At 59.3% G+C, this 19348-nt stretch carries 15 protein-coding genes; all 15 read left to right on the forward strand.

The features are described from left to right. Positions 1 to 21: 21 nt before the first annotated feature. The gene (locus Q8O29_RS07025; RefSeq protein ID WP_305561348.1) at positions 22 to 225 is read left to right on the forward strand and encodes a CbtB domain-containing protein; all 204 of its coding nucleotides are present in this window, start codon (positions 22 to 24) and stop codon (positions 223 to 225) included. Positions 226 to 238: 13 nt separating this feature from the next. Continuing rightward, positions 239 to 1063, forward strand: a complete 825-nt coding sequence (locus Q8O29_RS07030) for a CbtA family protein (RefSeq protein ID WP_305561349.1) — start codon at positions 239 to 241, stop codon at positions 1061 to 1063. Next, complete coding sequence (gene cobJ / locus Q8O29_RS07035) at positions 1060 to 2043, forward strand: precorrin-3B C(17)-methyltransferase (RefSeq protein ID WP_305561350.1); 984 nt, start codon at positions 1060 to 1062, stop codon at positions 2041 to 2043. Before Q8O29_RS07030 ends, cobJ begins: the two co-directional genes overlap by 4 nt. Next, complete coding sequence (locus tag Q8O29_RS07040; RefSeq protein WP_305561351.1) at positions 2040 to 2393, forward strand: ferredoxin; 354 nt, start codon at positions 2040 to 2042, stop codon at positions 2391 to 2393. Before cobJ ends, Q8O29_RS07040 begins: the two co-directional genes overlap by 4 nt. After that, complete coding sequence (gene cobA / locus Q8O29_RS07045) at positions 2380 to 3189, forward strand: uroporphyrinogen-III C-methyltransferase (protein ID WP_305561352.1); 810 nt, start codon at positions 2380 to 2382, stop codon at positions 3187 to 3189. Before Q8O29_RS07040 ends, cobA begins: the two co-directional genes overlap by 14 nt. Positions 3190 to 3195: 6 nt before the next feature. After that, positions 3196 to 3789, forward strand: coding sequence for a cob(I)yrinic acid a,c-diamide adenosyltransferase (gene cobO, locus Q8O29_RS07050; RefSeq protein WP_305561353.1), 594 nt, complete (start codon positions 3196 to 3198; stop codon positions 3787 to 3789). Between the two features lie 9 nt (positions 3790 to 3798). Continuing rightward, complete coding sequence (gene bluB / locus Q8O29_RS07055; RefSeq protein WP_305561354.1) at positions 3799 to 4473, forward strand: 5,6-dimethylbenzimidazole synthase; 675 nt, start codon at positions 3799 to 3801, stop codon at positions 4471 to 4473. Positions 4474 to 4978: 505 nt separating this feature from the next. After that, positions 4979 to 7885 carry a site-specific DNA-methyltransferase gene (locus Q8O29_RS07060; RefSeq protein ID WP_305561355.1) on the forward strand — a complete coding sequence of 969 codons (2907 nt, stop codon included), beginning with the start codon at positions 4979 to 4981 and terminating at the stop codon, positions 7883 to 7885. Next, the gene (locus Q8O29_RS07065; protein ID WP_305561356.1) at positions 7882 to 9585 is read left to right on the forward strand and encodes an ATP-dependent endonuclease; all 1704 of its coding nucleotides are present in this window, start codon (positions 7882 to 7884) and stop codon (positions 9583 to 9585) included. The genes Q8O29_RS07060 and Q8O29_RS07065 overlap by 4 nt, the downstream gene beginning before the upstream one ends. Beyond that, a complete protein-coding gene (locus tag Q8O29_RS07070) occupies positions 9578 to 12751 on the forward strand; it encodes a BPTD_3080 family restriction endonuclease (protein ID WP_305561357.1) in 3174 nt (1057 codons plus the stop codon). Before Q8O29_RS07065 ends, Q8O29_RS07070 begins: the two co-directional genes overlap by 8 nt. A 72-nt stretch (positions 12752 to 12823) precedes the next feature. Next, positions 12824 to 13096: a DUF1778 domain-containing protein gene (locus tag Q8O29_RS07075; protein ID WP_305561358.1), complete on the forward strand. Its 273-nt coding sequence runs from the start codon at positions 12824 to 12826 to the stop codon at positions 13094 to 13096. After that, positions 13093 to 13599, forward strand: a complete 507-nt coding sequence (locus tag Q8O29_RS07080) for a GNAT family N-acetyltransferase (RefSeq protein ID WP_305561359.1) — start codon at positions 13093 to 13095, stop codon at positions 13597 to 13599. Before Q8O29_RS07075 ends, Q8O29_RS07080 begins: the two co-directional genes overlap by 4 nt. A 6-nt stretch (positions 13600 to 13605) precedes the next feature. Further along, a complete protein-coding gene (locus tag Q8O29_RS07085; RefSeq protein WP_305561360.1) occupies positions 13606 to 15084 on the forward strand; it encodes a DUF3375 domain-containing protein in 1479 nt (492 codons plus the stop codon). A gap of 2 nt (positions 15085 to 15086) precedes the next feature. Continuing rightward, complete coding sequence (locus Q8O29_RS07090) at positions 15087 to 15755, forward strand: DUF4194 domain-containing protein (RefSeq protein ID WP_305561361.1); 669 nt, start codon at positions 15087 to 15089, stop codon at positions 15753 to 15755. Between the two features lie 100 nt (positions 15756 to 15855). Then, positions 15856 to 19203 carry an ATP-binding protein gene (locus Q8O29_RS07095; protein WP_371134167.1) on the forward strand — a complete coding sequence of 1116 codons (3348 nt, stop codon included), beginning with the start codon at positions 15856 to 15858 and terminating at the stop codon, positions 19201 to 19203. Positions 19204 to 19348 lie beyond the last annotated feature (145 nt).

Raw genomic sequence — 19348 nt, forward strand, 5'->3', positions numbered from 1 at the left:
GTTTTAACCCAAGGAGTTTTCATGAACGCTTCCACTTCAACTGCTTCCGTAACTACCGCCGTAGTCAGCCAGCACGTCACATCCAGAGTGTCCCTGCTGGCGCAGCTGGGCGGCGCACTGCTGCTTGGCCTGGTCATGCTGTATGCCGTCGGTTTCAGCGAAGCGTCGGTCGCGCACAACGCGGCTCATGATGTGCGCCATGCCAATGGCCGTCCCTGCCATTGAGCCGGAGTACCCTATGCTTTTTCGACGATTGTTTTTATGCGCGCTGTTCGTCGGCCTGCTGACAGGCCTTATCGACAGCCTGGTGCAGCGCTGGCAGGTGGTGCCGCTGATTCTGGCTGCTGAAGTGTTTGAAGCAGCGGCAAAGTCAGCCCCGCCGGTTACCGCAAGCAGCACAGGTTCGGACCACGCACACGCCGACGGCGCAGCGCACAGCCACGATGGCGCGTGGGAGCCGCAAACCGGCCTGGAGCGTACCGCCTACACCGTGCTCGCCAACGTGCTCAATGCCGTCGGCACTGCGCTGGTGCTGATGCCATTGATGGCGTTTGTCAATCGCCAGCGCGGCGGCCAGCCTTTGTCGCTGCAGCGCGGTAACGGTGCCGTGTTGCGCCATGGGTTGCTGTGGGGTGGTGCTGCCTGGGTGAGTCTGTTTGCCATGCCGGCACTCGGGCTGCCTCCCGAGCTGCCGGGCATGCAGTCAGCGGCGCTGCATGCGCGCCAGCTCTGGTGGGTCGGTACGGCGCTGTGCGGCGCGGGCGGGCTGGCGATGCTGTTTCTGATCAAGGCGAAATGGCGTGTGCTGGGTCTTGCCCTGCTGGTCTTGCCCTTTGCGATTGGCGCGCCAGAACACGCGGGCAGCCCGTATGCGGGTCTTAGCCCCGAAGTTGCGGTGCAACTGCAGGCCTTGGCCAGCCGCTTTGCGGTAGCGACGGCTGTAGCCAGTGCCCTGCAATACCTGCTGCTGGGGGCTTTGTGCGCCGTGGCGGTGGCGCGTTGGCTGAGCCCCTTGCTTGACACGGCGGCACCTGCCCCTGTGACTGCTGAGGTGTCATCATGAGCGGCGGCAAGATCATGCTGGTGGGCATTGGCCCCGGCAGCCATGACCACATGACGCACCGCGCACGCGCGGCCATAGCCGAGTCGGATGTGGTCGTTGGCTACGTTACTTACATCAAGCTGGTGGCTGATTTGCTGGAAGGCAAAGAAGTCATCCGCAAAGGCATGACCGAGGAACTGGACCGCGCCGTCAACGCGCTGGAAAGGGCGCGCGAAGGCAAAAAAGTGGCCCTCATTTCATCGGGTGATGCGGGGGTGTACGGCATGGCCGGGCCGACCTATGAAGTGCTGTTTCAGGCCGGCTGGACGCCGGATTCGGGTGTCGAGGTCGAGGTGGTGCCGGGCGCGTCGGCCATCAATGCGTGCGCGGCGCTGGTGGGCGCGCCCCTGACGCACGATTTCTGCTCTATTTCCCTGTCGGACCTGCTCACGCCCTGGCCGGTGATTGCCCGCCGGCTCGATGCCGTGGCCGCCGCCGATTTCGTGGTGGCGCTGTACAACCCCAAGAGCGGGCGTCGCACGCAGCAGATTGTCCAGGCACAGCACTTGTTTTTGCGTCACCGCAAGCCCGACACGCCAGTGGCGGTGGTCAAGTCCGCTTACCGCCGGCGCGAGCGCATCGAGTTCACCACGTTGGCGCACATGAGTGAGTGCGACATCGGCATGCTGACCACGGTGCTGATTGGCAACAGCAACACCTTTGTGCGGCATGGCCTGATGGTCACGCCGCGCGGTTATGCCAACAAGTACGAATTGCACGGCGACGGCAGCACCCGCGAGGGTGAAAGGCCTGGTCGTTCACTGTCTACCGGCCTGCTCGGCTGGATGGAAAACCTGCGCGCCGACCATGCTGAGGGGCAGAGCATCAGCGCATTGGCCTTGCGCCACAAATTACCCGCTGACTACATTGAGGCTGTTTTGACGGCGCCGATTGTAGAAGTCACCCCGGAAGCTGCCAGCACCGAGGAATCGGAAGCATGAGCGAGGTGGTCGTCAAACCCAGGATTGGCGCTTACAAACGCCATGTGTTGATCTGTACCGGCCCACGTTGCACGCAGGATGGTGCATCGCAGGAACTGTTCGACAGCCTGGGCGACAAGTTCAAGGCGGCCGGCATCAACGATGGCGAGCTTCGCGTCAAGCGCAGCCGCGTCAGTTGCTTTGCCGCCTGCAAGGGAGGGCCAGTCATGTGTGTGCAGCCCGATGGCACCTGGTACTACAACGTCACGCCCGCCAACATGGACCGCATCATCGAGCAACACCTGGTGGGCGGGCAGCCGGTTGCCGACCTGATTTTTCACCAGGGACCGCAAGGGCATGATGCAGACTGACATCATCAAGCCTTTGCGCGCTGTGGCGGGCATGGTTTATATCGTCGGGGCCGGTCCGGGCGCGGTTGATTTGCTGACCTTGCGGGCGCTGGACAGGATTCAGCGGGCTGAGGTGGTGGTGCACGACCGGTTGATCACACCCGAGGTGCTGGCCCTGATCCCGCAGGCGGCCGTGCGGACCTATGTCGGAAAGGCTCTGGGCAACCATTCGGTGCCGCAAGAGGGCATTCATGCCTTGCTGGTGCAGCATGCGCGCGCCGGCCGCTGCGTGGTACGGCTCAAGGGCGGTGACCCCTACGTCTTTGGCCGTGGCGGCGAAGAAGTGCAGGCTTTGCAGGCCGCCGGTATTGCCTTCGAAGTGGTGCCCGGCGTGACGGCGGCGGGTGGCTGCGCGGCGGCGGCGGGTATTCCGCTGACCCACCGCGACTTTTCAAACAGCTGCGTTTTCCTGACCGGTCACGAGGCCGACGGCAATGCACCGCCGGACTGGGCCGCGTTGGCCAGGCCGGGGCAGACGCGGGTGTTCTACATGGGCGTGCAGCGCCTGGCGCAGATTGCCCGCCAGCTCATCGCGCACGGCCTGTCGCCTGACACGCCTGCCGCCATCGTGAGCGACGGAACCCGACCCTCCCAGCAGGTGGTGGCGACCGAACTGCATGCGCTGGTGGCGCAGGCGCCTTTGTATGGGCCGCGACCGGGCTTGTTGATCATTGGCGAAACGGTCCGGCTCAGTCCGGATTTTCGACCTGTAGCGCGCTGCCATCATGCCCTTGAACCGGTCCACCATGAATCGTAAATCCTGATGCAAATTGAATCCCCTCTGTCTGAAAAACCCTATGACAAACCCGAAGGCGAACGCCGAGGCCTGCTCATCGTCAACACCGGCGATGGCAAGGGCAAGAGCACTGCGGCGTTTGGCCTGGCCCTGCGCGCCCATGGCCGCCACCATGTGCATGGCAAAGCCGTGAAGATTTTCCAGTTCATGAAAGTGCCCAGCGCGCGTTTCGGCGAGCACCGCATGTTTGAGCAGCTCGGCATACCGATTGAAGGCCTGGGCGACGGCTTTAGCTGGAAGAGCCAGGACCTGGAGCGCTCCGGCCAGCTCGCCCGCGATGGCTGGCTGAAAGCCAAAGCGGCGATTCAAAGCGGCGAGTACTTCATGGTGGTGCTCGACGAGTTCACCTACCCGCTGATTTACGGCTGGATGGAACCCCTCGGCGGCGTTGAAGAAGTGGTGCAGACGCTGTTCGACCGCCCTACGCATGTGCATGTGGTGATCACCGGCCGGCGCTGCCCGCCCGAGATCATTGAGCTGGCTGACACCGTGACCGAGATGACCAAGATCAAGCATGCGTTCAACGCTGGCATTCCCGCGCAGCGTGGAATAGAAGATTAGGAACGCATAGTGAGCATATCCACAGAACCCCACGCCTTCAGCGCCGCCGAGCAACAGGCGGTGTACCGCGCTATTTACGAGCGGCGCGACATGCGCCACTTCAGCGGAGGCACGGTGGCTGACGACGTGCTGCAGCGGCTGCTGTCTGCCGCGCACCACGCGCCCAGTGTGGGCCTGATGCAGCCCTGGCGTTTTATCCGCGTGTCCAGCCAGCCGCTGCGCGAGGAACTGCATGCACTGATAGAGCAGGAACGGGTGCTGACGGCGCGTGCTTTGGGCGAGCGCGAAGGCGAGTTCATGAAGCTCAAGGTGCAGGGCGTGCTCGACGCGGCCGAGGTACTGGTGGTTGCCCTGCCGCCGGGGCGCGAGAAACATGTGTTCGGCCGCCGTACGCTGCCGCAGATGGATCTGGCCTCCGCCGCCTGTGCCATCCAGAACCTATGGCTGGCGGCCCGCGCCGAAGGGCTGGGGATGGGCTGGGTATCGCTGTTTGATCCGGCTGCCGTCGGTGCGCTGTTGCAGATGCCAGCCGGCGCCGAACCGATTGCCGTTTTGTGCCTGGGCCCGGTCCCGGCGTTTTACGGGCAGCCCATGCTGCAAGCTGAAAAATGGGCGAGCCGCTCTGCGCTGGCCGACATGGTGTTTGAAGACCGTTGGGGCCAGTTGGCAGCTTCTGCCAACTGATTTTTCGCCGTGCGGCCAGCTACGTATAGCCGCGAAGGGTGCTTGACGGATGGGTAGTTGCTGCTTGCTTGTCAGTCAAGCGCTATTAATTTGGTAGCTGCCTACGCATGTATCTAAAGGGCTGGAGGCCGATTTGATGTGTATTTTTGGTCTTTCTCAGGTTTTTGGCCGGTTCGAAGACCGGAATTCAGGCCTTGATCCAATACTGTTCGCTTAAGGCATTGTCCCCGACTTGTCATCCCGGACTCGATCCGGGATCCATGGATTGCGGGTGCCCGGATCAAGTCCGGGCCAGGCTCTGCCCGCAATGACAAATTCTCGCAAGCGAACAGTATTGGGCCTTGGTCCATGACCTCGGCTGCACGACTCTCGATCAGATGCCCCGCACTATCCTGCGCGCAATCGGTTTGAATGTATTGGTTTTGGCTGGGTAGAACAGGCGCTGGCGGCCCTGGACACGGTATAAACGCAGGTACTCGCAAAAAAAGACCAAACAAGGCATTCCATGGCAACCCGCAAACCCGCTAGCAGCCCCAACTCAAAGGCCAAATCAAGCCTAGCGACCACTGCCTCGTACCAGCACAGCGAGGCCAAGGCCATCATTCGCCCCGAGGCAGGCGCGCAAACCCGTTTTAAAAAGAAAAAGCCTGCCGCCACCTGGCGCTACGACTCGTCGCTGGCCCCCGAGCTGCAATGGGATGCACAAAACCCGGCCCGCGAGCAGGGCGAGGCGCGCATTGCGGCATTGCAGGCCGCCATGGCTGCCATGCAGGCCACCCTGGTTGATGTCCAGTCGCAGCTGGCTGCGGCGCAGCCCAGCCAAAGCGCCGCAGAGCTGAGCGCACTGCTGCTGCAAACCAGGGCCAAACTGACCACGCTGCAAAACGAGCCGCTGCGGGCGGGGCGAGAGGCCGCCGCAGCATTGAAATCCATGTCCCGGCCTTTTTTGAACTGGGCCGGCAAGGCCGAGCGTTTGAGCTTTGACGTGCCCACGCTGCCCATGTTTATTCATGAGCGGCTGTCCACCCAGGCGATTCTGGACTCGGTGTCGCGCCACAAGCTCTCAAGCCAGGGCGACTGGGTGAACGAGTTTTTTGGCCACCCCGAGCGCAGCCTGCCCGAGCAGCTGATGAAGGCTTACGAGCACCCCAACGGCTGGCAAAACCGCATGGTGCTGGGCGATTCGCTGGTGGTGATGAACTCGATGCTGCATTATGAAAACATGGGCGGTCAGGTGCAGATGGCCTACATTGACCCGCCGTATGGGGTGAAGTTTGGCAGCAACTTTCAGCCCTTTGTGCGCAAGCGCGACGTAACCCACAACGACGATGAGGGCCTGACCCGCGAGCCCGAAATGGTCAAAGCCTACCGCGACACCTGGGAGCTGGGCCTGCATTCTTACCTGACTTACCTGCGCGACCGGCTGCTGCTGACGCGCGAGCTGCTGGCGGAAAGCGGCTCGGTGTTTGTGCAGATCTCGGATGAGAATTTGCACCATGTGCGGGAGGTGATGGATGAGGTGTTTGGGGCGGAGAATTTTGTCGCCGTGATTGCAGTACAGAAGACTGGAAGCCAGGCAGGGCAATTACTGGGTATAACGCTCGACTACCTCATTTGGTACGCAAAAAATAAGGCGGGCGTGAAATATCGCCAACTCTATGAGCATCGAAAGGCAGGCGATACCTCTCTTGATCGCTACGACCAAATTGAGATTCCTTCTGGTTCGATTCGCCGCCTGACTGCAAACGAAATTCGCGGAGAGGAGCCGTTGCCTGAAGGTCGTCGGTTTCGCTTGACTAGTTTGTTTAGCGATGGCGCTTCCGAGCGTGGGAGCTTCGACTACAACTTTCTCGGGAAAAAGTACGCCTGTGCCAAAAACAGCCATTGGAAGACGAACGAGGCGGGACTCAATGTACTTGAATTGCATGGACGTTTGTCAATTGAAGGTACTCGGCTTCGATACAAACGTTACGCTGAAGATTTTCCTGTTATCCCTGTAAATGATCGATGGGATTCAATGCAAATTGGTACGGGTTTGCTTTATGCGGTTCAAACCAGCCCGGCTGTGATTCAGCGCTGCATGCTGATGACCACCGACCCCGGCGACCTCGTACTAGACCCTACTTGCGGCAGCGGCACCACCGCCGTAGTCGCCGAAAGCTGGGGCCGGCGCTGGATCACCATAGACACCTCGCGTGTGCCGCTGGCCCTGGCCCGGCAACGCCTGCTGACCGCCACCTTCAAATACTGGGACTTGAAAGAACCGCACCGCGGCCCGGCGGGCGGCTTTGTCTATAAAGAAAAGAAGAACAAAAAAGGCGAGCATGTGGGCGGCATCGTGCCGCACATCACGCTGGGCTCAATAGCCAACAATGAGCCACCCAAATACGAAGTGCTGGTAGACCGGCCCGAGGTCAACAGCGGTGTCACTCGTGTTTGTGGCCCGTTTGTGTTTGAGGCGACGATTCCGACGGCCAGTAATTTTGATGGGGAAGATTCGGGTGCGGGGGAGAGGGAGTCAAGACGGGCAGGGGGGCAAGACGCGCAAGACTTTGTGGACCGCATGATTGAGGTGCTGCGGTCTTCGCCGGTGCTGCATCTGGCTGGCGGCAAAACAGTGCAGCTCTCAGGCATTCGTCGCCCGGCAAAAACGCTGTTTCTGGCGGCTGAGGCCATGGTCAGCTCATCTGAAGGCATGGCGGGTGCGCTGGAAGATGCGGATGCAGCCAATGGCGGCCTGGCATTGCAACAAGGTGAGCCCGTGGCGCTGATGTTTGGCCCTGAATACGGCCCGGTGGCCGAGGTGGCGGTGCTGCAGGCCTGGCAAGAGGCCACGGCCAAGGCGTTTACGCATCTGTACGTGATTGGCTTTGCCATTGAGCCCAAGGCGCGCCAGTCGATTGGCGAATATTCGGCCATGGGCATGCCCACCACCTATGTGCAAGCCACGCCTGACATCCTGATGGGCGACCTGCTGAAAAACATGCGCTCGTCGCAAATCTTTTCGGTCTGCGGCCAGCCCGACGTGGCGGTGCGTACCATCGCCACGCCCGAGGGCGGCATCGCGGGGCAAAGCTATTACGAGGTGCAGCTGCGCGGGCTGGATGTGTTTGACCCGGTGACGATGGACCTGGACACCCGCAGCGGCCTGGACGTGCCGGCCTGGTTTTTGGACACCGACTACAACGGCCTGGTGTTTCGCGTTTGTCAGGCGTTTTTTCCGCGCACGCAGGCCTGGGACAACCTCAAGCGTGCGCTGAAGGCCGACTTTGACGAGTCAGTATGGGCGCATCTGGCGGGCGATACGTCCACACCGTTTAACGTGGGCCAGCACCGGCAGATTGCGGTGAAGGTGATTGACGACCGGGGCAATGAGCTGATGGTGGTGAAGAAGCTGGAGGGTGCGCAATGATTCGGCTAGTCACACTCAAAGACTTCAAGCTGTTTGGCAACGTTGAGTTCCCCATTCCTGGCCATGTGGTTCTGGCTGGGCCGAACAATACCGGTAAAACAACGCTGTTGCAGGCAATTGCGGCCTGGGAACTGGGCTTTAGGAAGTGGCTGGAGTTGAATGATTTTAATCCCCGCGTTAATGGCTACCCGTGGCAGGAACTGGAGCGTCTTAACTTCTCACCCGTAGCCGTGCGTTCGTTTGACTTGTTATGGAAAAATAGAAAGAGGAAGCAGTCGTTTGAGATTGGTGTGCAGGTCGATGGATTGCCTCTTGTTACGCTGGAATTTTTTTATCAAAGCGCCGGGTCTATCAGCGTTCGGCCTAAAAATGATGCCGCGCTCAACGCGACCATCTTGAGAAAATCCGCACTTCGGTTTCAGACCACATTTATCCCGGCCATGTCGGGCTTGTCGAGATCCGAGCAACGCCTGGCCGACCAAGAAGCCATTGATTCCGCTCTGGCTCAAGGTCGCCCTGGCGAGGTGCTGCGCAATTTGCTCTACATCGCGCACCAGGACGAGGCAGCCTGGCGCACCTTGAATGCGACGATGCAAAGGCTGTTCTCATGTCGGCTGGAAACACCTAAAAGTGGCGCCGAGCTGTTATGCGAATACCGGCAGGGCAATGCGGCAGACGCGCCTTTTTTTGATGTGGCAAGCGCAGGCAGTGGTTTTTTGCAGGTCTTGCTGTTGTTGACGCTGCTGCTCACGCAGTCAAAGCGGGCCGATGGAACTCATGCGGTGTTGCTGATAGACGAGCCTGATGCTCACTTGCACATGATGCTTCAGCGCAGTATTTACGGCGAACTGCGCTCAATCGCGGCAAGTAGGCAAGCGCAACTGTTCGTAGCTACGCACTCCGAAATGATCGTCAATAACATCGACTCGCGTGAGCTGTATCTCATGTACGGTGTCCCCCGGTTAATTCAAAGCGACCTGGAGCGTGCGCAATTAACGACCTCATTCGGCGCCCTGACTCACAGCGACATTTTGGAAGCTGAGGGTGCCAAAGGTGTTCTATATACCGAGGACTTTACCGATATTGATATTCTCGAAGCCTTTGCCCGCGTGCTAAATGACGCCGCAGCGTTGAAGCTTTTGACAAGGGAGTTGGTAACCAAGTCATCCAAGGCGCCTTTACCCGACGGTTTGGGAGAATTCAGTCCACAAAAACATTGGGACATGCTCAAACTTGTTCGCAGTGACTTGCCAGCGCTGGAGTTGTTGGACGGCGATAACCAAAAAAACAAAGCACCGGATTCCATCACGGGTACGGCCGACAGCCTACAGCGCCTGCGCTGGCGCCGCTATGAAATTGAAAGCTATTTGCTGCTTGAGGGGCCGCTGCAACGCTTTTTTGAAAAACGGCTGGGCGGGGTTGATGCCGCAGCCATTGCGGTGGCTGAACTGCAGAAGAGACTTGCTTTCATTGCGGGAAAAGATGAATCAGATCCTTTGGTGAAAAGTTATTTTCAAAGCGAACCATTGAGTAAAACCTTGCTGCCAGAACTGATGGTGGCAGCGGGGCTGGATGCGCCAAAACGCGACTACTTTGAGATCGCCGCTCAGTTCAAACCAGAAGAAATTCACCCCGAAATCATCGAGCGCTTGAACCAGATCAAACAGGCTTTTGGGGTGCTTGGAGTCGCGAATGTTTGACTTCCAGGTCGAAAGCCCCATCGCCAATTCGCCCTTTTTGGCGCCACTCCGGCATTGGCAGATTGAAGAAGGCACGCCGCCAGTGCTGGCTCAAGAACGCCGCAAGCCGGTTTACTTTTACCGGCCTCCCAGCTACGAGGTGTCTAAAGAGGGCATGGAAGAGGATGTGGGCTACCAGATTGAGCTGTTGCTGGTCTCACGCATACGCAGCCGCCTGGCGGAGTGGCGCGCGGCAGGCTACCCTGGTGCGTCCAAAATCACACTGGAGCTGTTGGCCTACTGGGAACGTGAGGGGCGTGAAAAGCGCCTTTTCTTTGCGCAAAGGGAAGCGGCGCAAACAGTGATTTTTTTAACCGAGGCGCGGGCTGATTTTCTGCAGGGCATTCATGTCCCGACGGACGAGCCCTCCGACAAACAAAAGGCCGAAGGCATTCAAGCCTTTCAGCGCTATGCCTGCAAGATGGCCACTGGCAGCGGCAAAACCACGGTCATGGGTATGTTGGTGGCCTGGAGCATTTTGAATCGGCAAGCCGGTGGACATGACCGCAGCCGGGCGCGCCTGTTCTCCAATACGGTGGTTGTGGTCTGCCCCAATGTGACGATTCGCAGCCGCCTGGCAGAGCTGGACCCAGCCCGTGGCGAAGCCAGTTTGTACCGCAGCCGCGACCTGGTGCCTGCGCATCTGATGGGGCCGTTGTCGCAGGGCCGGGTGCTGGTGATGAACTGGCATGTGTTTGCCCTGCACGATGCCAACAAGGTAGGCGGAACAGCTGCCAAAGTAGTGCGCACCGGGCGCGAAGTCAATGTGATGGAGAGCATTCGCATTGGCGATAAAACCACCACCGCCAGGGGCACGCGCTATCTGTCGCTTCCTGATTATCAGCGTCAGGTGGCAGCAGGCCTGCTGGAAGTGCTGAAGGAAGAACTTGATGCAAGCGGCTCACTGGTGCGGGCCCAGGTGGCCAGCACGCGTTATGTGGAGTCTGATGCTGCCTGGCTGGAGCGTGTGCTGGGCATAAAGTCGGGGCGACGCGCCAATGTGCTGGTGCTCAACGATGAGGCACATCATGCCTACCGTATTCGTTCGGAAGAGCCTGACGAGTTTGAGGAAGCCGACGACGAAGGCTTTGAGGACTATTACAAAGAGGCCACGGTTTGGGTCGAGGGACTGGACCGTATGCACAAACAGGTGGGTATCAATACCTGCATAGACTTTTCGGCTACGCCCTATTTTTTAGGGCGTGTGGGTGAGCAGGCAAACCGGCCATTTCCATGGGTGGTGTCTAGTTTTGATCTGATGGAAGCCATTGAGTCGGGCTTGACCAAGATTCCGCAGTTTGCGGTGCGCGATATGTCGGGGCAGTCTATTCCGGGCTACTTCAATATCTGGCGCTGGATATTGCCGCAGTTAAAGGCGTCTGAGCGTGGTGGCAAAAAAAGTGCTGCCAAGCCGGAAGCCATTTTGCGTTACGCATACACACCCATCGTTATGCTGGGAGGCTTGTGGCAGCAGGTGGCACGCGACTGGAAGGAGGCCGGTACTGACCCTAGGCCGCCGGTTTTCATTTTGGTGTGTAAAAACACGAAGCTGGCCAAGGTGGTGTTCGACTGGCTGGCCGACGACAATCCGCCACCGGGCATTCCCTCTGCAGGACTGCCGGATTTTCGCAACCAAAATGGAGTCATCAACACAATTCGGGTTGATTCCAACGTGGTGTCAGAAACCGATTCGGGTGATGCCAAGTCTGATTTGAACGCATGGATGCGCCACACGCTGGACACGGTGGGTCGCCTGGACTGGCCTTCTGATGCACAGGGCAGCCCGCTTTACCCGGAAGGTTTTGTGGCGTTGGCCGAAAAGCTGGGCAAGGCCTTGCACCCGCCGGGCCGTGATGTGCGCGCCATTGTCAGTGTTGGCATGCTCACTGAGGGCTGGGACTGCAACACGGTGACCCACATTGTGGGGTTGCGTCCTTTCATGTCGCAACTGCTTTGCGAGCAGGTAGTGGGACGCGGTCTGCGGCGTGCCAGCTACGAAACAGACGGCGAGGGAGAAAACGAGCGGTTGGGCGAAGAAATAGCCCAGGTGTTTGGCGTACCGTTTCAGGTCGTTCCCTTCAAGGCGACTCAAGGCGGCGCGCCCAAGCCGCCGGTTAAAACCTGGCGTGTCAGGGCGCTGCCCGAGCGGGCTGATCTGGAGATTCGGTTCCCGCGGGTAGAGGGTTTTGTGTTTGAGCCGAGTAGTGATGTTCAAGTGGACTGGAGCCGTGTAGAAGCACTGGTGATTGATCCCACACAGATTCCGCCCGAGGTGCAAATGAAGGCGGGTTTTGCCACCAATGATGGTCGGCCTACCTTGTATGGACCCGGTCGGCTGGATATGGCAAGTCTTGCGCAATATCGCGCTGGGCGGCGTATGCAGTCGCGGGTGGCCGAGGCTGCCAGGGAATTGGTCAAGGTGTACATGGGTCAAGCCGATGAGGCCACATCGTTAATTCATCCGGGTCGGCTTTATCCGCAGTTTGTGAAACTGATAGGCCAATTCGTAGCAACCAAAGTCGAGGCGCATCAGCCCGCAGCGCTTGAGGACGTGTTTTCGGCTCCCTACTACGGGCTGATGTTTGAACGCTTATTGGCAAGCATCTCCCCAGCCCAAGGCGGGCACGAGGGCATTCGGGTGGAGCGCCATCGTGGCCCGGGCACCACCGCGGAGGTGGAGTACGTCACCCGCAAAGAGCCCTATGCGGTGGCCAAAAGCCATGTCAACTATGTGGTGCCTGATTCCCAATGGGAGCGCGTTGCAGCCTATGCGCTGGACACGCATCCGGCAGTTCGCAGTTTTGTGAAAAACAGTGGCCTGGGGTTTGCCATACCCTATCTTCATGCTGGGCAAGGCCATGACTATTTGCCTGATTTTGTGGTGCAACTCAGCGCCCCGGCTGATCGGCACGTGATTGTGGAAACAAAAGGGTATGACGACCGACTGGCTGAAAAACACGCGGCTGCGCTGCGTTGGGTTTCTGCCGTGAATCAGGACGGGCGCTATGGGCGCTGGGATTATTTGATGCTGCGCGACAAGGCAAAAATCGCAGAGGAAATTGGCGAAAAATTCGCGGCACTCTTGGATTCATCGGGCTTTCCGGCGCAGCGCGGCATTGAAGACTGAAGAATCCGATGCGAATGATGTATCCGATTTTGTGTGTCAAATTGACGTACAATTTTCGAAAAAGAGCAAGTTATGCCTTCCACCACCCCTGCAGCCGAATCCGCCAGAATCAACCTTCGAACCAGCCCGGAAGCCAAAGCGCTGATCGAGCGGGCTGCCGCCATCATGGGTTCCACGGTTTCCAGTTTCATGTTGCAAAACGCTTATGAAGCGGCGAGCCGTGTTGTCACCCAACAGGAAGTAATCACCTTGTCAGACCGGGATCGCGACGCTTTCCTGGACGCACTGGACAACCCGCCTGAACCCACGCCAGCTCTCATTGCATTAATGCGCGCAAGGACATGACGCTTGTCATCTCCGCGCTGGAGCGTCACCATGACCGCAACGACTTTGACTGCGGCGAGGCGGCACTCAACCATTTTTTGCAGCGTCTGGCCCGCCAGCATGCTGATAAAGACTTCAACCGCACTTATGTGGCCGTCGAGCAAGGCGAAGCGCAAATACGGGGCTTTTACGCCATCAGCTCGGCTTCCATCGACTTTGAAAATTGGCCCGCTGCGTTGCGTTTGCCGCGCTATCCCGTGCCGGTTGTTCGTATTGGCCGCTTGGGCGTTGATTTGCGCGCACAGGGCAAGGGCATAGGCGTCGCCTTGTTGCGCCATGCCATGCATCTGGCCGCATCAACCGCTGAAAAAATCGGTTTGTTTGCTGTTGTGGTGGATGCCCAAAACAAAGCAGCTGCCAGCTTCTATGCGCGTTACGGTTTTCAGAGTTTTCCTGACAGAAGCTTGAGTTTGTTTTTGATGACAGATGTCTTCAAGCGCGCACTGGCGGCTTCCAGGCCCTGACTTTTTATGCCGCTCGATTACCACACGCTGGACCTGCTGCGCCGCCAACATCCCGCCTGGCGCTTGCTGGCAGCTGAACATGCGCCTTTGGTGGCCAGCTTTTTGCACCGGGCCTTTGTTGCGCCCAACGTGCGCGTGATGGCGCAGGCTGCCCTGGTCGAGGCGCTGAACGACACGCTGTATGCCATTCATGAGCTGGCCTTCGAGAAGGCCACTCCGAAATTTCCCAAGTCGGCGCTGGAGTACCTGAACGATTGGGCCGCCAATGAAAAAGCCTGGCTGCGCAAGTTTTACCCGCCGGGCTCTGATGAGCCGCATTTTGACCTCACCCCGGCCACCGAGCGCGCACTGGCCTGGCTCGTCAATCTGTCTGACCGTGCTTTTGTCGGAACCGAGTCACGGCTTTTGATGCTGTTTGAGCTGCTCAAACAAATCAGCGAAGGCAGCGACACCAACCCGGAGACGCGCCTGGCCGAGCTGCACAAACGCAAGGATGACATTGACGCCGAGATCGCGCTTGTGCTGAGCGGCAACATGCCGCTGCTGGATGACACCGCAGTCAAGGACCGCTTTCAGCAATTCGACCGGCTGGCCAAAGAGCTGCTTGGCGACTTCAGGGAAGTGGAGCAAAACTTTCGCACGCTGGATCGCCGGGTGCGTGAGCGCATTGCGCTCTGGGATGGCCGTCATCAGGCGGATGCTGCGCAGGGCCGTGGCGCCTTGCTCGAAAGCATCCTCGGAGAGCGCGATGCCATCAGCGATTCTGATCAAGGCAAAAGCTTTCAGGCTTTCTGGGATTTTTTAATGTCGCAGTCGCGCCAGGAAGAGCTGACCGCGCTGCTTGAGCGTGTGCTGGCTTTGCCGCCCGTCGCTGCCATGTCGCCCGACAAGCGCCTGCGGCGGGTGCACTACGACTGGCTGCAGGCCGGCGAACACGCGCAGCGCACGGTGGCCCTGCTGTCGCAGCAATTGCGGCGCTTTTTAGACGACCAGGCCTGGCTTGAAAACCGGCGCATCATGGACTTGCTGCGCGGCATTGAAGCCAAAGCTTTGAGCCTGCGCGATGCGCCACCGCAGGGTCTCGTCCACAGCGTCAACGCGCTCGGCCCCCGCGTCGAGTTGCCCATGGAGCGGCCCCTGTACAGCGTGCCGGTCAAAACAATCCTGAGCAATGTGAAGCTTGAAACGGGGGACGCCGATGTCGATGCAGACGCCTTGTTTTCTCAGGTCAGGGTGGACAAGGCGGCACTGGCCAGCCACATCCGCCAGTCGCTGCAAACCCGCGCGCAGATCAGCCTGGGCGAGCTGCTGCAGGCCCGGCCCTTGCAGCAGGGCCTGGGTGAACTGGTGGCCTACCTTCAACTGGCCAGTGCGCCCGCACAATCCGTCATCGATGAGGACACGCTTGAAACCGTGCGCTGGACGGCTGCCGATGGTGTCCTTCGCAGCGCGAAGCTACAGCGCGTTATTTTTGTGAGGACTTGACGATGGACCTGCAACCCGAGGCAGACCCGAATGCCGTGCCGTCAGATGCGCCGCCAGCCGCTCCCCAGTACGACTTGACAGCGCTGGTCGTGCCCTTGCTTAAAGGCGTGCTCTACCGTGAAGACGATGCAACGCTCTGGCAAGCGCTGCTCAAGCTGCAAAGCCGGGTGCGAGATTACACGTCGGTGTTGGCGCTGGAACTGGTGCTTGACGAAGCCGAGGGTTATGCCTTTTTGCGGTCCCGCCCAGAACCCGAAGACGACGAAAGCCCCAAGCTTCCGCGCCTGGTGCGCCGCCAGCCTTTGACCTTTCATGTCAGCGTGCTTTTGGCCTTGCTGCGTAAAAAGCTTGCCGAGTTTGATGCCAGCGGGGGTGATACGCGGCTGATTTTGTCCCGCGATGCCGTGGTCGAGCTGATTCGCGTCTTTTTACCTGCTGGCTCCAATGAATCACGCCTGATTGACAACGTCGATGCGCACCTGAACAAGGTTGTGGAGTTGGGTTTTGTGCGTCGTCTCAAGCCATCGGCTGGCGGGCAAGAGGCCATGTATGAAGTGCGGCGCATTTTGAAAGCTTTTGTCGATGCGCAATGGCTGGCCGATTTTGACCAGCGCCTGGCGCTGTATCAGGCGCAGTTGTTAATGCCGCAAACGGAAGATGCTGATGAATAGTCCTGATTGGTTTGCGGCGGAATCCGCTTCTGAACTACTCCATCTCCCGCTTGCGGGAGAGGGCGGGGGTGAGGGGGAACCCCTGGCCGGCTTTCGTCTCATGCACCTTGAAGTTCTCAACTGGGGCACCTTTGACAAGCGCGTCTGGGCACTCAACCTGGATGGCCGCAACGGGCTGCTCACAGGTGACATCGGCTCAGGCAAGTCCACGCTGGTTGATGCCGTCACCACGCTGCTGGTGCCGACCCAGCGCATCGCCTACAACAAGGCCGCCGGGGCCGATGCCAGGGAACGCACTTTGCGCTCTTACGTGCTGGGGCACTTCAAGTCTGAGCGCAACGAGGCCAGTGGCCATGCCAAGCCCGTGGCCCTGCGCGATGCCAGCTCCTACTCGGTGATTTTGGGTGTCTTTCACAACGCGAGTTTGAAGCAAACGGTTTCGCTGGTGCAGGTGTTTTGGCTAAAGGACGGTCTGGGCCAGCCCGAGCGGTTTTATGCGGTGGCAGACAAACGCCTGGGTATTGCCACTGACTTTTCAAACATTGGAACGACGGTGACGGCCTTGCGCGCGCGCCTGCGCAAGGGCGGCGCGGAGTTGTTTGACACCTTTCCAGGCTATGGGGCCGAGTTTCGCCGCCGCTTTGGCATTGACGGCGAGCAGGCGCTGGAGCTGTTTCACCAGACCGTCTCGATGAAGTCAGTCGGCAATTTGACTGACTTTGTGCGCCACCACATGCTGGAGCCTTTTGATGTGCAGCCCCGCATCAATGGCCTGATTGCCCATTTTGACGACTTGAACCGCGCCCACGCCGCTGTACTCAAGGCCAAACGCCAGCTTGAGCTGTTGACGCCGCTGGTGGCGGATTGCGACAAACACGCACAATTGCTGGCCAGTATTGAAGCCCTGCGCGATGCGCGCGAAGCCTTGCGGCCTTACTTTGCCGGATTGAAGCTGGGCTTGCTCGACGTTCGCCTGCAGACCCTGGCCGATACCCTGGAAACTGAAAGCGGAAAGGAAGAAAAACTGGAGCGGCTCAGATCGGAGCAACAACTCCAGATGCGCGAGCAGCGTGATGCCATTGCCCGCAACGGCGGCGACCGGATCGCCCAGATTGAAGCGGATATGGACCGCCAGCAGCGCGAGGCCGACATCCGCAAAGGCAAGGCAGCGCGCTACGATGAGCTGCGCAAACAGCTGGGCTTGCTACAGGTCAGCAGCATGGAAGACTTGCTGGTGCAGCAGCAAACCTGCACACAAAAACGCATTGAAGAGCAAGACCGCAGCGCCGCCGTGCAAAACGACTGGATTGAGAAAAGCGCGGACTTTCGCCAGGGCAATGACGAGCACAAGCTGCTCGCCGGGGAAATTGCCAGCCTCAAAAGCCGCCGCAGCAACATCGACACGCAGCAAATTGCCATCCGCGCCGCGCTGTGCCAGGCCACGGGTTACACCGAGGCGTCCATGCCTTTTGCGGGCGAACTCATTGAGGTGCGCGAGGCCGAGCGTGACTGGGAGGGCGCGATAGAGCGCCTGATGCACAACTTTGGCTTGTCGCTGCTGGTGCCTGAAGCGCAATACGCGAAGGTGGCCGAGTGGGTGAACAACACCCATTTGAAAGGGCGCCTGGTGTACTTCAAGGTGCCGCAGGCTGTGCGCGGCGGTTTGCCTGGCCTTCACCCGGATTCGCTGGTGCGCAAGATCACCGTCAAACCCGATTCGGCTTTTTACAATTGGCTTGACCGTGCGGTTCATGAGCGGTTCGATCTGGCCTGCTGCAGCACGCAAGAGCAGTTCCGGCGCGAGGACAAGGCAATCACGCGCAGCGGACAAATCAAAAGCACACTGCGCCATGAAAAAGACGACCGTCATCACATTGAGGACCGCAGCCGCTATGTGCTGGGCTGGAGCAATGCCAATAAGCTTGGCGCATTACAAGTCAAGGCCAGGCTGCTGGAGGACAAGTTGGGGCGAATTGGCGGGCTGATCTCAGCTTGTGAAGCGGAAAAGCGCGCCATCGACAGCCAGCTTTCTGCCCTCGACAAGATCGTCGAATTTCAGGACTATCGCGAGCTGGACTGGCCCAGCCTGGCCCTGGAAATAGCCCGCCTTCGTCAAGAGCTGGAGCAAATCAAGGCCGCATCGGACGTTTTGAAAACGTTGACCGAGCGTCTGGAATCGCTTGAGAAAATCTTGGCGGCGACTGAGAAAAAATTACAGGAACAAATAGAGCGCCGAGCCAGGACCGAGCAAAAAATTGACGAGGCACAAACGCTGCGTGAGCACACGGTGCAAACCGTTACGCAGCTGGATGCCCAAGCTGTTTCACCAGCGGTGCTTGAGCGCCTTGCGCAGTTGCAAACCGAATCAGCCACGGGTCAAACGCTGACGGTAGAGCTTTGCGGTCCGGTGGAGAGCGACCTGCGCGACAGCCTGCAACGCTCGATGGATGCCGAGACGCTGCGGGCCAACCGCTTGCTGGGCAAGATCAGCGCCGCCATGAGCAATTTCTCCAGTGAGTTTCCGCTGGAGACGCGCGAGATGGACGTGGCCATTGAGGCGGCTGGCGAATACCGCAAGCTCTTGAACCAGCTGGCGCTGGACGACTTGCCGCGTTTTGAAGCGAAATTTCAGGAGCTGCTCAAAGTCAACACCATCCGCGAGCTGGCCAATTTCAGCACGCAGTTGCGCATGGAAAGCGACCTCATCAAAGAGCGCATTGACCGCATCAACCAGTCACTGGCGCAGATCGACTACAACCCTGGCCGCTTTATCGTGCTGCAAGCGCAAAAAGCCCTGGATGTTGAAGTGCGTGACTTTCAAACCGAGTTGCGGGCCTGCCTGGATGGCTCTTTATCGGGCGATGTAACAGGCGCTCCATCAGCAGAAGACGGCCAATACTCCGAGGCCAAGTTTTTGCAGGTCAAGGCCATCATCGAGCGCCTGCGCGGGCGCACCGGGCAAACAGACCAGGACCGCCGCTGGACCGCCAAAGTCACCGATGTGCGCAACTGGTTTGTGTTTGCCGCAAGCGAGTGTTGGCACGAGGATGGCCGCGAACACGAGCATTATTCTGACTCCGGCGGCAAATCCGGCGGGCAAAAAGAAAAACTCGCCTACACCATTTTGGCGGCCAGCCTGGCCTACCAGTTTGGCTTGGACTGGACGGCGGGTGGTGCCGACGCCGATGGCCAGCGCGCCCGCAGCTTTCGCTTTGTGGTGATTGATGAAGCCTTTGGCCGAGGCTCAGACGAGTCAGCGCAATACGGGCTGGAGCTGTTTGAAAAGCTCAACCTGCAGTTGCTGATCGTCACGCCTCTGCAAAAAATACACATCATTGAGCCCTTTGTTTCCACCGTGGGTTTTGTGCAAAACGACGAAGGCAGGGATTCGAAGTTGCGCAACTTGACGATTGAGGAATACCGGGCGGAGAAGGCGCTGAGGGCATGATGCTGGAGCCTGCACTTTCTGGCTCCTTCCCCCGCTGGGGGAAGGCAGGGATGGGGGCCAGCAGCCTCAACCATCAGCACCTGTTTGCCCACGCCGAAAGCCCCCATCCCAACCTTCCCCCAAAGGCGGGAAGGAGAAATTTGCA

Origin of the sequence: Polaromonas sp., assembly GCF_030689685.1 — a bacterium.
Lineage (GTDB): Bacteria > Pseudomonadota > Gammaproteobacteria > Burkholderiales > Burkholderiaceae_C > Polaromonas.

Coding starts and splice junctions, on each gene's coding strand:
- Q8O29_RS07075 (WP_305561358.1), top strand. CDS start 12,824: ATGCCTTCCACCACCCCTGCAGCCGAATCCGCCAGAATCAACCTTCGA.
- Q8O29_RS07070 (WP_305561357.1), top strand. CDS start 9,578: ATGTTTGACTTCCAGGTCGAAAGCCCCATCGCCAATTCGCCCTTTTTG.
- cobA (WP_305561352.1), top strand. CDS start 2,380: ATGATGCAGACTGACATCATCAAGCCTTTGCGCGCTGTGGCGGGCATG.
- Q8O29_RS07085 (WP_305561360.1), top strand. CDS start 13,606: ATGCCGCTCGATTACCACACGCTGGACCTGCTGCGCCGCCAACATCCC.
- Q8O29_RS07095 (WP_371134167.1), top strand. CDS start 15,856: ATGCACCTTGAAGTTCTCAACTGGGGCACCTTTGACAAGCGCGTCTGG.
- Q8O29_RS07040 (WP_305561351.1), top strand. CDS start 2,040: ATGAGCGAGGTGGTCGTCAAACCCAGGATTGGCGCTTACAAACGCCAT.
- Q8O29_RS07060 (WP_305561355.1), top strand. CDS start 4,979: ATGGCAACCCGCAAACCCGCTAGCAGCCCCAACTCAAAGGCCAAATCA.
- Q8O29_RS07090 (WP_305561361.1), top strand. CDS start 15,087: ATGGACCTGCAACCCGAGGCAGACCCGAATGCCGTGCCGTCAGATGCG.
- cobJ (WP_305561350.1), top strand. CDS start 1,060: ATGAGCGGCGGCAAGATCATGCTGGTGGGCATTGGCCCCGGCAGCCAT.
- Q8O29_RS07080 (WP_305561359.1), top strand. CDS start 13,093: ATGACGCTTGTCATCTCCGCGCTGGAGCGTCACCATGACCGCAACGAC.
- Q8O29_RS07065 (WP_305561356.1), top strand. CDS start 7,882: ATGATTCGGCTAGTCACACTCAAAGACTTCAAGCTGTTTGGCAACGTT.
- Q8O29_RS07025 (WP_305561348.1), top strand. CDS start 22: ATGAACGCTTCCACTTCAACTGCTTCCGTAACTACCGCCGTAGTCAGC.
- cobO (WP_305561353.1), top strand. CDS start 3,196: ATGCAAATTGAATCCCCTCTGTCTGAAAAACCCTATGACAAACCCGAA.
- Q8O29_RS07030 (WP_305561349.1), top strand. CDS start 239: ATGCTTTTTCGACGATTGTTTTTATGCGCGCTGTTCGTCGGCCTGCTG.